This is a genomic window from Burkholderia sp. EMB26 (assembly GCF_024730645.1).
Lineage (GTDB): Bacteria > Pseudomonadota > Gammaproteobacteria > Burkholderiales > Burkholderiaceae > Burkholderia > Burkholderia cenocepacia.
Map to the genome: position 1 here is coordinate 2,061,690 of NZ_CP078070.1, position 14,486 is coordinate 2,076,175.

Genomic DNA, 14,486 nt, shown 5'->3' on the forward strand with positions numbered 1-14,486 from the left:
GCTACGCGTCCTCCAGCACGTCAGCCGCGTGATATGACGAGCGCACGAGCGGGCCGGCGACGACTTCCCTGAAACCGAGCGCAAGCGCCTCGTCGTGCCACGCGGCGAACGCCTCCGGGCTCACGTAGCGCCGCACCGGCAAATGATGCGCGGACGGCGCGAGATACTGGCCGAGTGTCAGCACGTCGACCTCGTGCGCGCGCAGGTCGCGCAGCGTGTCGCGCACCTCGTCGTCGCGCTCGCCCAGCCCGAGCATCAACCCCGATTTCGTCACGAGCGTCGGCCGCGCGGCCTTCGCCTGCGCGAGCAGCTCGAGCGAGCCGCGATAGTCGGCGCCCGGCCGCGCCGCCCGGTACAGCGACGGCACCGTCTCGATGTTGTGGTTGAACACGTCGGGCCACGCCGACGACAGCGCGTCGAGCGCGCGGACCGCGCGGCCGCGAAAGTCCGGCGTCAGCACCTCGACCCCGATGCCCGGCACGCTCGCGCGCACCGCCGCGATGCACGCGGCGAAATGCGCGGCGCCGCCGTCGCGCAGATCGTCGCGGTCGACCGACGTGATCACGACGTAGCGCAACCCGAGCGCCGCGGCCGCGTCGGCCAGCCGCGCCGGCTCGTCGGGATCGAGCGGTTCGGGACGGCCGTGCGCGACATCGCAGAACGGGCAACGCCGCGTACACAGCCCGCCCATGATCATGAAAGTCGCGGTGCGCTGCGCGAAGCATTCGCCGATGTTCGGACACATTGCCTCCTCGCAGACGGAATGCAGCCGATGCTCGCGCAGCACGGCGGCCATGTCGGCCACCGCCGCGCTCATCATCGGCCGCGCGCGCAGCCACGGCGGCTTCGGCAGTGCCGTGCCGGCCGCGGGCTCGACGCGCACCGGAATGCGCGCGAGCTTGTCGCGACTTCTGGCGCCGGGCTGGCCGAGCGCCGTGAGGCTGGGTCGTTCGAGCGCGGCGGCCATCGTCAGTCTCCGAGGAACGCGACGATCAGGCGGTTCACGTCGGCGGCCGCCTCCATCTGCACCATGTGCCCGCTGCCGGCGATCACCTCGGCACGCACGCCGTCCGGCAAACCCTGCGCATGCTGCGCGGGAATCACCTCGTCGCGCTCACCCCAGATCACCAGCGTGCGCGGCGCAAGCGTCGCGAGCCGGTCGCGGAACACGCGCCGCTGTGCGGCGCCGTCGAACGCGGCATCCGCGATCTTCTCGAGCGCGGCCTGCACGCCTTCGAGCCGCTTGTACTTGACGAGATCCTCGACGAGCTGCCGCGTGACCAGCGCGTGGTCCGCAAACAGCGCGCCGAGGTGCGGCTTCAGCGTGTTGCGGCTGTTGCCGGCGACGAAGCCGTCGATGTACGCGCGATTGATGTCGGTGCCGAGCCCCGCGCTCGCGATCAGCGTGAGCGACGCGACGCATTGCGGCGCGCGCTCGGCCACCGTCATCGCGACCGCGCCGCCCATCGAATGGCCGATCAGGTGCGCGCGCTCGATGTGCTGCGCATCGAGCAGCGCGAGCACCGCGTCGGCCAGTTCGTCGAGGCTGCCGTTCTCGACCGCCTTGCCCGATTCGCCGTGGCCCGGCAGATCGAGCGCCCACACCGGCCGGTGCGCGGCGAGCTCCGCGTGATTGAACAGCCAGTTGTTCAGGTCGCCGCCGAAGCCGTGGATCAGCACGGCCGGCGTGCCCGAACCGTCGCCCAGCTTCAGGAAGCGGATCGTGCGTCCGCCGATCTGCGCCTTCTCGGGCTGCGGGCCGGCCGCCTCGTCGGACGCCGCGCTCGGCACGAAATCGCGCTGAAAGTCGGCGATCGCCGCGTCGATGTCGGCATCGCTTGCATCGGCCGCCGCGACCACACCGAGCAGCGCGCCGACCGGCAGCGTCTCGCCCTCCTGCGCGACCTGCCGGCGCAGCGTGCCGTCGAACGCGCATTCGACGCCCGACGAGATCTTGTCGGTCTCGACGTCGAGCACCTCGTCGCCCTTCGTCACGCGCTCGCCGACTGCCTTCAGCCAGCCGTTGACCTGCCCCTGCTCCATCGACAGCCCCCACTTGGGCATCGTGATCATGTGAATCGACATCGTGTCAGCTCCTCGTCTTCAGGACCGCCTGCGCAATCGCATCGGCGGACGGGATATACAGGTCTTCCAGCACGCCGGCGAACGGCGCGGGCGTATGCGGCGCGGTGACGAGCTCGATCGGCGCCTTCAGCGACCGGAACGCGCGCTGCGCGACGAGCGCGGCGATGTCGGTCGCGATCGAGCAGCGCGGATTCGCTTCGTCGACGACCACCACGCGCCCGGTACGCTCGGCGCTGTCGAGGATCGTTTCCTCGTCGAGCGGCGACGTCGTGCGCAGGTCGATCACCTCGCACTGGATGCCGTCCTTCGCGAGCTTGGCGGCCGCGTCCATCGCGAGATGCACCATCCGGCCGTACGTGACGATCGTCGCGTCGTCGCCGTCACGCATCACGTTCGCCTCGCCGAACGGAATCGCATAGGATTCCTCCGGGACGTCGCCCTCGCGCGTGTAGAGCAGCTTGTGTTCGAGGAAGATCACGGGATCGTTGTCGCGGATCGCCTGGATCAGGAGCCCCTTCGCGTCGTACGGCGTCGACGGGCACACGACCTTCAGCCCCGGAATGTGCGTGAACAACGACGTGAGCATCTGCGAGTGCTGCGCGGCCGCGCGCAGGCCGGCGCCGTACATCGCGCGAATCACGACCGGCGTCACGGCCTTGCCGCCGAACATGTAGCGGAATTTCGCGGCCTGGTTGAAGATCTGGTCGAAGCACACACCCATGAAATCGATGAACATCAGTTCCGCGACCGGCCGCATCCCGCACGCGGCCGCGCCGACCGCCGCGCCGATGTAGCCGCCCTCCGACAGCGGCGTATCGAGCACGCGGCCCGGAAACTTGTGGAACAGCCCCTTCGTCACGCCGAGCACGCCGCCCCATGCGTCGTCCTCGCCCGGCGCGCCCGCGCCGCCCGCGTTGTCCTCGCCCATCACGATCACGCTGTCGTCGCGCGCCATTTCCTGCGCGAGCGCCTCGTTGATCGCCTGCGAATAAGTGATCTTCCTTGCCATGTCTGTCTCCTGGAATGTTCGGTTCGCCGTGCCGGCTGCTGGGTCAGGCCGCGCTCACGGATACGACACGTAGACGTCGGCCAGCAGGTCGGCGGCATCCGGCAGCGGCGCCGCCTTCGCCTGCGCGACCGCGTCGTCGATCAGCGCCTTCACCTGTGCGTCGACCGCGCGCAGGTCGTCGGTCGTCAGCACTTCGGCGCGCACGACGCGCGTTTCGAAATGCTTCAGGCAATCCTTCTCGTCGCGCAGCTTCTGCACTTCGCCCGGCGCCCGGTAGGTTTGCGCATCGCCCTCGAAGTGGCCGAAATAGCGCGTGAACTTCACCTCGACGAGCGTCGGGCCGCCGCCGTTGCGCGCACGCTCGACGGCCTCGCCGAGCGCCTCGTGCACCGCGAAGAAGTCGAAGCCGTCGACGATCACGCCCGGCATCCCGAACCCGTTCGCGCGATCGGCGATGTTGTCGGTCGCGACCGACCAGCTCGACGACGTCGCTTCCGCATAGCCGTTGTTTTCGGCGACGAAGATCGCGGGCAGCCGCCACACCGACGCGAGGTTCATCGATTCGAAGATCACGCCCTGGTTCGACGCGCCGTCGCCGAAGAAGCACACGCCGACGCCGCCCGTCTTCTTGTGCTTGGCCGCGAGCGCCGCGCCGCACACGAGCGGGCCGCCCGCGCCGACGATCCCGTTCGCGCCGAGCATCCCCATCGACAGGTCGGCGATGTGCATCGAGCCGCCCTTGCCGTGGCAGACGCCGGTCTTCTTGCCGTAGATCTCGGCCATCATCCCGTGCACGTCGACGCCCTTCGCGATGCAATGGCCGTGGCCGCGGTGCGTGGTGGCCACGTAGTCGTCGAGGCCGAGATGCAGCATCGTGCCGACGGCGGACGCCTCCTCGCCCGCATACAGGTGAACGAAGCCGGGTATCTCGCCGGTCGCGAATTCGACGTGCAGGCGCTCCTCGAATTCGCGGATCGTGCGCATCAGCCGATAGGCGTCCAGCAGCGTGTCCCTGCTGAGCTGTGTCGAAGCGGTCATGTGTGTCTCCTGGGTGGGTCTGACTGCGAATGCCGCCCCGGCCATGCCGTGGCGGCGGATTGCACGGCCTGCGGCCGTCAGTGGAACGTGAAGCCGCCGTCGACGTTCACGGCCTGGCCCGTCACGTTGTCCATCGTCGCGAAGAACAGCGCGAGCCGGCCCATGTCCTCCGGCGTCTGCGCGCGGCCCTGCGGAATCAGCGTCAACTGGTGCCGCTGCCACGACTGCTCGACCGATTCGCCGTCGGTCTTCCATTCGTCGGACAGCCGGTCCCACATGTAGGTACGGACGATGCCGGGGCAGATCGCGTTGACGGTCACGCCGTCGCGCGCGAGTTCCTTCGCCAGCGCATTGGTGAAGCCGACGACCGCGAATTTCGATGCGCTGTAATGCGCGAGATTCGGAAAGCCTTCCTTGCCCGCGATCGACGCGACGTTGATGATTCGGCCGCGCCCCTGCGCCTTCAGGTGGGCAAGCGCCGCCCGGCAGCCGAGGAACGTGCCCTTCGCGTTCACGTTCATCACGAAATCCCAGTCGCGCTCGGTCAGCTCGGCGACCGGATGAATGCTGATCACGCCCGCGCAGTTCACGAGGATGTCGAGCCCGCCGAGGTCGGCGAGCGCCTGCGCGACCATCGCGTCGACCTGCGCGGCCTGCGTGACGTCGACCTTCGCGATCGCCGCGCGGCGGCCGAGCGCACGCACCTCGCGCGCGGTGGCGTCGAGCGCGTCGTCGAGCAGGTCGGCCAGCAGGATGTCGGCGCCGGCGCCGGCGAGCGTCAGCGCGATGCCGCGGCCGATGCCGCGCGCGCCGCCGGTGACGATGGCGACCTGTCCTTCGAGAGGGGCTGTCATGGCGATGTCTCCTTGTTGATCGTGATGGATGGCGAAATGCCGTTGCGTACCGCGAAGCGTCAGTCGTGCCATGCGCCGGCGTCGCGCAGCAGTTGCCGCGACGACGCGTAGCGCAGCGTGCGGCCGACGTCGACCGTCAACGGTCCGCGCCAGTCGAGCGCAATCTCGTAGCGATCGCCGCGCGCGACCTCGATCTCGCGCTCGCCGTCGAACGCGAGCGTGCCGCGCTCGAACGGAATCGCGTGCCACGAACCCGGTTCGAGCCGCTCGCAACTGCGCATCACGACACGGTCGACGCGCCCCGGCGCGATCGGCGCGACGAGCGGCGTGCCGGCCGTCTTGCCGGCTTCCGCGAAGCGCATCGCGAGCCCGTGCGGTGCGCTGCGTTCAAGCGGCGCCCATGCGCCGCCGAGCGCGGACAGGCCGATGCCGTCCGGTTCCGCGAACGTCAGGTAGAGCGAATCGATGTCGTCGGAGCCGGAAATCGCGCGTGCGCCGATGAAGCGTTGCCGCGCGGCGCACACGTCGACGAGCGCGATCTCCTCGCGCCCGGGCTGCGCGCCCGCGACGCAGCGCACGACGAGCCGCTTGTTGCGCACGAACGCGACCTCGGCCGGCACGGCGCCGGTTGCAGCAAGCCCGGCCGCGACGCCGGCGACGGTCGCCTCGCGATGTTCGGGAAACGCGTTGTTGGTGCCGGTGGACAGCGCGACGAGCGGCGTCGCGCCGCAATGCGCGGCCACCGCGCGATGGGTGCCATCGCCGCCGAGCACGACGATCAGCGACACTTCCATCCGGTGCAGATAGGCCGCGCCGGCCTGCGTGTCGGCGACGGTATCGGTGATCGGCAGGTCGACGAATTCGACCTCGGGCCAGCGCTCGTGCGGCGCGACCGCGCGATGCGTGTCGATCGCGCGCAGCAGCAGCGTCGCGATGCCCGTGCGGTCGCGCAGCGTCAGCACGCGCTCGACGCCCATCGCGCCAAGGCCGGCCAGGAGGCGCACGATCATGTTCGCCTTCTCCGCAGTCGGGAACACGGATGCATGCGTCGTGAGGCGGCGGATGTCGCGCCCCGAGGCGGGGTTCGCGATCACACCGACGGTAACGGGCGTCGTCACGGGTTTGTCTCCATCCAGTCGGCGGGGCCGGCGCATTGGCGCGCGCGCCGGCTCCACCTGTTTCGTCCGCTGCCATCGACGAGCGGCGGATCGTCGTCGCCGACACGATCGCGCCGGCTTGCCCGTGATCTCTGCAAGCGGCGTGCCATCGTGCGTGCGATAGCCGTGAAACCCGCGTGCACGCTGGCGTGGCGGGTGGGTGCCCGTTCCGGATGGGCGGCCGGGACGACGCCGCGCGCGGCGAATTCATCGGTGCGTCTCACGTCGTCGATACGTCGACGCGATCGTCGCGGCCCCCGTGCAAGCCCGGCGTTCCGTCCGCAAACCCCTGCATTTGCGCGGCGTCACGCAGGCGATGCGTGGCCGGACCAGCGCCGCACGCCACGCACGCGGCCGTCTCAACTGCGCGAGACATGGCGCGATACCGGTGAGACGACCGTCTCACGCGCGCCGCGTGCTGCGATGCAATGTGATCTGCCGGAACGGATGTGCTACAAGAACAGCGACATCCCCGCCGTCCGGAACCGGAGCCGACCATGCCCTACGCCGTCCCCCAGGCCCAGCACGCCGACCGTGTCCTCGGCGCGCTCGCCGGGCGCCTGCCCGCGCCGGCCGATTCCGCGCGCCTCGTGTCGTCATGGCAACGATCGCTGGAGCGCTACCGTCTCGACCCCGCTTCGTCGATCGGCCCGCGCGTGCTGACCGCGGCCGAACTGCGCGAAGTGCGCGACAAGGAGGAAGCCTTCCTGCGCGCGTCGGGCCAGTGCCTGACGCGGCTGCACGACATGATCCGCGTCGCCGACTACTGCGTGATGCTGACCGACGCGCACGGCGTGACGATCGACTACCGGATCGACCGCGAACGCCGCAACGACTTCCGTCACGCGGGGCTGCACATCGGCTCGTGCTGGTCGGAAAGCGAGGAAGGAACCTGCGGCGTCGCGAGCGTGCTGACCGATCTCGCGCCGATCACCGTGCACAAGACCGATCACTTTCGCGCGGCGTTCACGACGCTCACGTGCAGCGCGGCGCCGATCTTCTCGCCGGGCGGCGAACTGATCGGCGTGCTCGACGCGTCGGCCGTGCATTCGCCCGACGGCCGCGACAGCCAGCGCCTCGTCTACCAGCTCGTGCGGCAGAGCGCGGCGCTGATCGAGGACGGCTACTTCGTGCACAGCACCGCGCAGCACTGGATATTGTTCGGGCATCCGAATCGTCACTACGTCGAGGCGCAACCGGAGTGGCTGATCGCGTTCGACGAATGCGGCAACATCGTCGCCGCGAACCGGCACGCGCGCGACGCGCTGCCGGCGCTGTGCGAGCCGCGTCATATCGACGAGATCTTCGACGCGACCGAGATGCCGCTGCGCGACGCCGCGCGGCTCGATGCGATCGTCGCGCTGCGGCTGCGCGCGACCGGCGCGCCGCTCTACGCACGGCTGCGTGCGCCGCTACGGCGCACCGGCCGCGAGCCCGGCGCGGCATCGCGCCGCCCGGGCAGCGCCGCGCCGCGTCACGTCGGCGCGCTGACGCCGTTCCTGCACAGCAGCGACCCGCGCATCGCGCAACAGGCCGAACTCGCGCTGCGCGTCGCGAGCAAGCGGCTGCCGATTCTCGTGCTCGGCGAGACCGGCGCCGGCAAGGAAGTATTCGCGCGCGCGATCCACGACGCCGGCGCGCGGCGCGCGCGGCCGTTCGTCGCCGTCAACTGCGGCGCGCTGCCCGAAGCGCTGATCGAGAGCGAACTGTTCGGTTACGCGGCCGGCGCATTCACCGGCGCACGCAAGCACGGCGCGCGCGGCAAGATCGCGCTCGCCGACGGCGGCACGCTGTTTCTCGATGAAATCGGCGACATGCCGCTCGCGCTGCAGACGCGCCTGTTGCGCGTGCTGGCCGACGGCGAGGTCGTGCCGCTCGGCAGCGATACGCCCGTGCGCGTCGATCTCGACGTGATCTGCGCGACGCACCGCGATCTCGCGCGGATGGTGGCCGACGGCACGTTCCGCGAGGATCTGTACTACCGGTTGAGCGGCGCGACGTTCGACCTGCCGCCGCTGCGCGAACGCGCGGACGTGCGCGACGTGATCGCCGCCGTGTTCGCCGAGGAAGCGCAGGCGACCGGCCACGTGCTCACGCTCGACGCGACGCTCGCCGAACAGCTCGCCGCCTACCCATGGCCGGGCAACGTGCGGCAACTGCGCAACGTGCTGCGCTATGCGTGCGCGGTGTGCGACGCCGCGCGCGTGACGCGGCGCGACCTGCCGGCCGACCTCGCCGCGCAACTCGGCGGCGCGCCGGCAGGCGCGCTGCCCGACGATGAACGCAGCCGCATCGTCGCCGCGCTCACCGCGCATCGCTGGCGGCCCGACGCGGCCGCCCGGGCGCTCGGCATCTCGCGCGCGACGCTGTACCGGCGCATCGCGAAGCACCGGATCGTCGCGCCGCACCGCGCGTGACGCACCGGCGCACGCGCCGTCATGCGGGCTGCCCGGCCGCTTCGTTCGCGTCGTCCGCCACGCGGGCCGCTGCGTCGCGCCGCGTGAACACCTCGTGCGCGGCGAACAGCGCGTTGAGCGCAGCCGGCATCCCCGCATACACGGCCATCTGCATGAACACCTCGACGATCTCGTCGCGCGTGCAGCCGACGTTCAGCGCGGCCTCGATATGCACCTTCAGTTGCGGCTGTGCGTTGCCGAGCGCGGCCAGCGCCGCGATCGTCGCGATTTCGCGCGCCTTCAGGTCGAGCTGCGGCCGGCTGTAAATGTCGCCGAAGCTGAATTCGACCAGCAGCCGTCCGAAGTCCGGTGCGATCGGCGCAAGCGCCGCGATCACGCGCTCGCCCACTTCGCCGTCGATTTCCTTCAGCTTGTTCCAGCCGCGCGTGTAGCGATCCTCAACGAGTCGTTCCATCGTGTCCGTCCTGTTCCGGTAAAGAGTGAGAAGGATTCGCCCGTCGTTCCATTTCCCGTTCCTGCGCCTCGTAGTACGCGATCTTGTCGCCGATCGCGTCGAGGCTCGCCTGCAGCTCCGCGATATGCGCGCGCACCGCGTCGCGATGCGCGACCAGCAAGTCGCGCCGCGCGCCGAACGTCGACTCGCCCTGCTCGCGCAGCACCGCGAACGCCTGCATCTGCGCGATCGGCATGCCGGTCGCCTTCAGGCGCATCACGAAAGCCAGCCAGTCAAGGTCGGCCGGCGCATAGAGCCGGTGCCCGGCCGCCGTGCGCGAGATCGCGCGCAGCAGCCCGGCCTGCTCGTAATACCGCAACGTATGCGTCGACACGCCCGTCAGTTCGGCGACTTGCCCGATCGTCAGCGGACCGGCGGCGGAGGGTTGGGATACGGTTTTCGACATGGCAGGAACGAGGTTAGGAGTTAGAGTTCACTCTAAGTCAAGCCCTGTCTGACGGCCAGCGCGACGTTCTCCCGGGACACCCCCTCGGACACCGTAAAGAATGGTCAAAATCGGCCCCCGGCACCGGTTTCGGCCTTTACAGCACCGCAAGCCTTCAGCAAGATTCGGTCAGCCTGTCTTAAAAAGGGCACGCATTTGTCCTATGCTTAACGGCGACGCCCGGCCACCTCGCGCGTCGTCATCCGTTGCAACAGCCATTCATCCGTCAGAACCAGGGAGCCTTTGCCATGCTGAAAAAGCTGCTGATGCTGTTCGTCGCGCTATCGCTGTCGCTCGCCGCCGGCCTTGCCGCGGCCGTCGAAGTCAACACGGCTGACCAGGCCGCGCTCGAATCCGTGAAGGGGCTCGGGCCCGTGAAGTCGAAGGCGATCATCGACGAACGCACCAAGAACGGCCCGTTCAAGGACGCCGACGATCTCGCGAACCGCGTGAAGGGCCTCGGCACGAAGTCGGTCGGGCATCTCGAGGAAAACGGCCTGACGATCGGCGGCGCATCGACGCCGCCGAAGGGCGTGAAGCTGTCGAAGCCGGCCGCGACGACGTCCGCGACCACGTCGACCACGACGTCGGCAGGCACCGCGTCGACGTCCACGACCGCGACGGCCGGCACGACGACCGCGGCGCCGGCGCCGACGGCAAGCGCACCGGAAGCGGCCGCCAAGCCGGCCAAGACCAAGCGTGCGTCGAAGAAGGAAAAAGCGGCAGCGGCGGCGGCGGCATCCGCCGACGCGGGTGCGAGCGCACCGGCGGCCGCGTCGTCCACGAAGGCGACGAAGGGTTCGAAGAAGAAGAGCAAGAAGGACAAGGCAGCCTCCGCCGCCGCGGCGTCGGGCGCCTGATGTGCGCCGCGCGCGCGACGGCGTGCGCGCGGCATTCGTTCAACGGGCGCCGTCGTCACGGCGCCCTTTTCAGTGAAGGTGAAGAACCATGGGTCTCCTCGACATCGTTGGCGGTCTGATCGGCGGCCAGGCCGGCGGCAACTCCCAAAGCGCGCTGATCACGACCGCGCTCGAATTCATCAACAACCAGCCGGGCGGCCTGAACGGGCTGATCGAGAAGTTCAAGGCCGGCGGCGCCGGCGAGATCATCGGTTCGTGGGTCGGCACCGGCGAAAACCAGCCGATCTCGGCCGATACGCTGCAGAACGTGCTCGGCTCGGACGTCGTCGGCTCGCTCGCGAGCAAGGTCGGCATCGATCCGTCGCAGGCGTCGTCGATCCTCGCGCAGGTGCTGCCGCACGTCGTCAACGGCGCGACGCCGAACGGCGAAGTGCCGGCCGGCGGCCAGGTCGACACGTCGAACGTGCTCGGCACGCTCACGCAACTCGCCGGCATGTTCGGCGGCAACAAGCAGGCGTAAGCCCGCCGCGCAGCGCGCCGACATCCCGCGCAGCGGTTTCGGTCGCTCCATATGCAAACACCCCGCCGAGGCGGGGTGTTTGTTTTTGCGCGCCCGGCGCGAACCGGGCACGCTGCCGATGGCAGGCGATCAGTGCACGACGCGGTCGAACACGAACTGGCCGTCGTTGACGTCGACCGGGATCACGTCCTTCGGACCGAAGCGGCCGGCGAGGATCAGCTTCGCGACCGGGTTCTCGATCTCCTGCTGGATCGCGCGCTTCAGCGGCCGCGCACCGAACACCGGATCGTAGCCGACCTTCGCGATCTGTTCGAGCGCAGCGGGCGACACGTCGAGCGCCATGTCCAGCTTCGCAAGCCGGTCGTGCAGGCGCGCCAGCTGGATCTTCGCGATCGACTCGATGTTGCTGCGGTCGAGCGCATGGAACACGACGACGTCGTCGATCCGGTTCAGGAACTCGGGGCGGAAATGCTGCTTCACCTCGAGCCACACGGCGTCCTTGATCTCGTCCTGCGGCGAGCCGGTCATGGCCTGGATCACCTGCGAGCCGAGATTCGACGTCATCACGATGACCGTGTTCTTGAAGTCGACCGTGCGCCCCTGCCCGTCCGTCATGCGGCCGTCGTCGAGCACCTGCAGCAGCACGTTGAACACGTCCGGATGCGCCTTCTCGATCTCGTCGAGCAGGATCACGCTGTACGGCTTGCGGCGCACGGCTTCCGTCAGGTAGCCGCCTTCCTCGTAGCCGACATAGCCGGGCGGCGCGCCGATCAGCCGCGCGACGCTGTGCTTCTCCATGAACTCGCTCATGTCGATGCGGATCAGGTGCTCTTCCGAATCGAACAGGAACGACGCCAGCGCCTTGCACAGCTCGGTCTTGCCGACCCCCGTCGGGCCGAGGAACAGGAACGAGCCGTACGGACGGTTCGGATCGGCGAGACCCGCGCGCGACCGACGGATCGCATCGGCCACCGCGCTGATCGCCTCGTCCTGGCCGACCACGCGCTCATGCAGCTTTTCCTCGATGTGCAGCAGCTTCTCGCGTTCGCCCTGCATCATCCGCGACACGGGAATCCCCGTCGAACGCGACACGACTTCCGCGATTTCCTCGGCGCCGACCTGCGTGCGCAGCAGGCGCGGGCGCGTCGGGTTGTGCTGCTCCTGCTCTTCGGCCTGCGTGACCTGCTTCAGTTGCGACTCGAGCTGCGGCAGCTTGCCGTACTGCAGCTCGGCGACCTTCTCGAGCTTGCCTTCACGCTGCAGGCGCGCGATGTCCGCCCGCACCTTCTCGATCTCCTCCTTGAGCTGCGCGCTGCCCTGCACCGCGGCCTTCTCGGCGGTCCAGATCTCTTCCAGGTCCGCATATTCGCGGCCGAGGCGTTCGATCTCTTCCTCGATCAGCTGCAGGCGCTTCTGCGACGCTTCGTCCTGCTCCTTCTTCACGGCTTCGCGCTCGATCTTCAGCTGGATCAGACGACGGTCGAGCTTGTCCATCTCTTCGGGCTTCGAATCGATTTCCATCTTGATCTTCGAAGCGGCTTCGTCGATCAGGTCGATCGCCTTGTCGGGCAGGAAGCGGTCGGTGATGTAGCGGTGCGACAGCTCGGCCGCGGCGACGATTGCCGGGTCGGTGATGTCGACGCCGTGGTGCAGTTCGTACTTCTCCTGCAGCCCGCGCAGGATCGCGATCGTCGCCTCGACGCTCGGCTCGTCGACGAGCACCTTCTGGAAGCGGCGCTCGAGCGCGGCGTCCTTCTCGATGTACTTGCGGTATTCGTCGAGCGTGGTCGCGCCGATGCAGTGCAGCTCGCCGCGCGACAGCGCCGGCTTCAGCATGTTGCCCGCGTCCATCGCGCCTTCGGCCTTGCCCGCGCCGACCATCGTGTGGATCTCGTCGATGAAGACGATCGTCTGGCCTTCGTCCTTCGCGATGTCGTTGAGCACCGCCTTCAGGCGCTCCTCGAACTCGCCGCGATACTTCGCGCCGGCGAGCAGCGCGGCCATGTCGAGCGACAGCACGCGCTTGCCCTTCAGCGTCTCGGGCACTTCGCCGTTGACGATCCGCTGCGCGAGCCCTTCGACGATCGCCGTCTTGCCGACGCCCGGCTCGCCGATCAGCACCGGGTTGTTCTTGGTACGGCGCTGCAGGATCTGGATCGAGCGGCGGATTTCGTCGTCGCGGCCGATCACCGGATCGAGCTTGCCCGCGCGGGCGCGCTCGGTCAGGTCGACCGTGTATTTCTTCAGCGCCTCGCGCTGGCTTTCCGCATCCTGGCTGTGCACCTGCGAGCCGCCGCGCACCGCGGCGATCGCGGCTTCCAGCGCCTTGCGCGTGAGGCCGTGCTGACGCGCGAGCTTGCCGGCGTCGCCCTTGTCGTCCGACACCGCGAGCAGGAACATCTCGCTCGCGATGAACGTGTCGTTGAGCTTCTGCGCTTCCTTGTCGGCCTGGTTCAGCAGCCCGGCCAACTCACGGCCGATCTGGATGTCGCCGCCCGTACCCGTCACCTGCGGCAGGCGCGAGATGGCTTCGTTCAGCGCGCCTTGCAGCGCCTGCACGTGCACGCCCGCACGCGACATCAGCGAGCGGGCCGAGCCGTCCTGTTGCGCGACCAGCGCCGCGAGGACGTGAACGGGTTCGATGTATTGATTGTCGCGGCCTGCCGCGAGACTTTGCGCGTCCGCGAGTGCTTCCTGGAACTTGGTGGTGAGCTTGTCGATTCTCATTTAGTCGAGACCTCCAATTTTCGATTAACACCAAGATGAGGATGGTTATGCGGCTTTCAAGCGAAATTCGGGTTGATTCAGCGCAAAAAATGCCGGATCGCCTGAAAACGGCCGGCGGCGTGACGGGATGGGCGGCGCCCGCGTGTCAGTGGGCCTTGGACGACGGCTCGGCGGCCGCCGACACCTCGTCCGGCTCCGGCGCCGCACGCACGAGCGCGACCGGGCGAATGCCGAGCAGCGCCACGAGCGGCGACGCAGGCTCGGCCAGTTCGCCGATCGTGTGACGATCGAGCTCCGCGAAGAAGGCATCGCGCGCGGCCGCGAGCACGCCCTTCAGCCGGCACTGCGGCTCGATCACGCAGCCACGCGACTCGCTGTCGTCGGGCGAAAAGCAACCGACCAGCGCGAAGTCGTTTTCGGTCGCCCGCACCACCTGGCCGACCGTCAGTTGCAGCGAATCGGCGAACAGCCGCAGCCCGCCGTTGCGGCCGCGAACGGTGTCGACCCAGCCCAGCTCGCCGAGCTGCTGCACCACTTTCATCAGATGGTTCTTCGAGATGCCGTAGGCGTCCGAGATCTCCTGGATCGTCGCGAGCCCCTCGCCGCGCACGGCCAGGTACAGCATCACGCGCAGCGAATAGTCGGTGTAGTCGGTGAGTCTCATGAGCGAATACGGAAAAGATCGATCGTGCCCCGATTACCTGAACCGAGCCGATCGCGATGCGTGCAGGGGCCGATCGATGGTGCCGTTGCGCGGCCCCGGGTTGCCGGGATCGCGTGCGCGCAATAAGATGCGTGACATCTACACGTTTTCCAGGGGTTATTGGACGCTATTTTGCGTCAAAATCCGGCCGGCGTCCTGCTCGTCACCCGTGCCGCCG

13 protein-coding genes are annotated in these 14,486 nt (G+C 68.8%); 3 read left to right on the forward strand and 10 right to left on the reverse strand.

Annotation, left to right across the window (positions count from 1 at the left end):
• Position 1 precedes the first annotated feature (1 nt).
• From lipA to KU887_RS09715, 6 genes are all read right to left on the reverse strand, one after another.
• Entirely contained in the window at positions 2 to 967 is a 966-nt protein-coding gene (lipA, locus tag KU887_RS09690) for a lipoyl synthase (RefSeq protein ID WP_060211294.1), read from the reverse strand.
• Positions 968 to 969: 2 nt separating this feature from the next.
• The gene (locus KU887_RS09695) at positions 970 to 2,085 is read right to left on the reverse strand and encodes an acetoin dehydrogenase dihydrolipoyllysine-residue acetyltransferase subunit (RefSeq protein ID WP_006485078.1); all 1,116 of its coding nucleotides are present in this window, start codon (positions 2,083 to 2,085) and stop codon (positions 970 to 972) included.
• Positions 2,086 to 2,089: 4 nt separating this feature from the next.
• A complete protein-coding gene (locus tag KU887_RS09700; protein WP_006485069.1) occupies positions 2,090 to 3,094 on the reverse strand; it encodes an alpha-ketoacid dehydrogenase subunit beta in 1,005 nt (334 codons plus the stop codon).
• A gap of 54 nt (positions 3,095 to 3,148) precedes the next feature.
• Complete coding sequence (locus KU887_RS09705; protein ID WP_258250037.1) at positions 3,149 to 4,132, reverse strand: thiamine pyrophosphate-dependent dehydrogenase E1 component subunit alpha; 984 nt, start codon at positions 4,130 to 4,132, stop codon at positions 3,149 to 3,151.
• Positions 4,133 to 4,209: 77 nt separating this feature from the next.
• Positions 4,210 to 4,986 carry an SDR family NAD(P)-dependent oxidoreductase gene (locus tag KU887_RS09710; protein ID WP_006496398.1) on the reverse strand — a complete coding sequence of 259 codons (777 nt, stop codon included), beginning with the start codon at positions 4,984 to 4,986 and terminating at the stop codon, positions 4,210 to 4,212.
• 59 nt (positions 4,987 to 5,045) lie between these two features.
• Positions 5,046 to 6,104, reverse strand: coding sequence for an ATP-NAD kinase family protein (locus tag KU887_RS09715; RefSeq protein WP_006485073.1), 1,059 nt, complete (start codon positions 6,102 to 6,104; stop codon positions 5,046 to 5,048).
• A gap of 536 nt (positions 6,105 to 6,640) precedes the next feature.
• Here KU887_RS09715 and KU887_RS09720 point away from each other — a divergent pair.
• The gene (locus KU887_RS09720; RefSeq protein WP_080323651.1) at positions 6,641 to 8,560 is read left to right on the forward strand and encodes a sigma-54-dependent Fis family transcriptional regulator; all 1,920 of its coding nucleotides are present in this window, start codon (positions 6,641 to 6,643) and stop codon (positions 8,558 to 8,560) included.
• Positions 8,561 to 8,579: 19 nt separating this feature from the next.
• Here the strand turns inward: KU887_RS09720 and KU887_RS09725 are convergent, their stop codons facing one another.
• Together KU887_RS09725 and KU887_RS09730 are read right to left on the reverse strand one after the other, a co-directional pair.
• The gene (locus KU887_RS09725; RefSeq protein WP_258250038.1) at positions 8,580 to 9,014 is read right to left on the reverse strand and encodes a carboxymuconolactone decarboxylase family protein; all 435 of its coding nucleotides are present in this window, start codon (positions 9,012 to 9,014) and stop codon (positions 8,580 to 8,582) included.
• Positions 8,998 to 9,459 (reverse strand): MerR family transcriptional regulator, encoded by a 462-nt coding sequence (locus KU887_RS09730; RefSeq protein ID WP_006484054.1) that lies wholly within the window; start codon positions 9,457 to 9,459, stop codon positions 8,998 to 9,000. The genes KU887_RS09725 and KU887_RS09730 overlap by 17 nt, the downstream gene beginning before the upstream one ends.
• A gap of 287 nt (positions 9,460 to 9,746) precedes the next feature.
• On the opposite strand from KU887_RS09730, the gene KU887_RS09735 reads away from it, so the two are divergent.
• Together KU887_RS09735 and KU887_RS09740 are read left to right on the forward strand one after the other, a co-directional pair.
• On the forward strand, positions 9,747 to 10,358 hold the full coding sequence (locus KU887_RS09735) for a helix-hairpin-helix domain-containing protein (RefSeq protein ID WP_006496393.1): 612 nt from the start codon (positions 9,747 to 9,749) through the stop codon (positions 10,356 to 10,358).
• Positions 10,359 to 10,446: 88 nt separating this feature from the next.
• Positions 10,447 to 10,878, forward strand: a complete 432-nt coding sequence (locus tag KU887_RS09740) for a YidB family protein (protein WP_006484058.1) — start codon at positions 10,447 to 10,449, stop codon at positions 10,876 to 10,878.
• 129 nt (positions 10,879 to 11,007) lie between these two features.
• Here the strand turns inward: KU887_RS09740 and clpB are convergent, their stop codons facing one another.
• Both clpB and KU887_RS09750 read right to left on the reverse strand, forming a co-directional pair.
• A complete protein-coding gene (gene clpB / locus KU887_RS09745) occupies positions 11,008 to 13,605 on the reverse strand; it encodes an ATP-dependent chaperone ClpB (RefSeq protein WP_006496391.1) in 2,598 nt (865 codons plus the stop codon).
• Between the two features lie 145 nt (positions 13,606 to 13,750).
• On the reverse strand, positions 13,751 to 14,269 hold the full coding sequence (locus tag KU887_RS09750; RefSeq protein WP_006484059.1) for an Rrf2 family transcriptional regulator: 519 nt from the start codon (positions 14,267 to 14,269) through the stop codon (positions 13,751 to 13,753).
• Between the last annotated feature and the right edge of the window lie 217 nt (positions 14,270 to 14,486).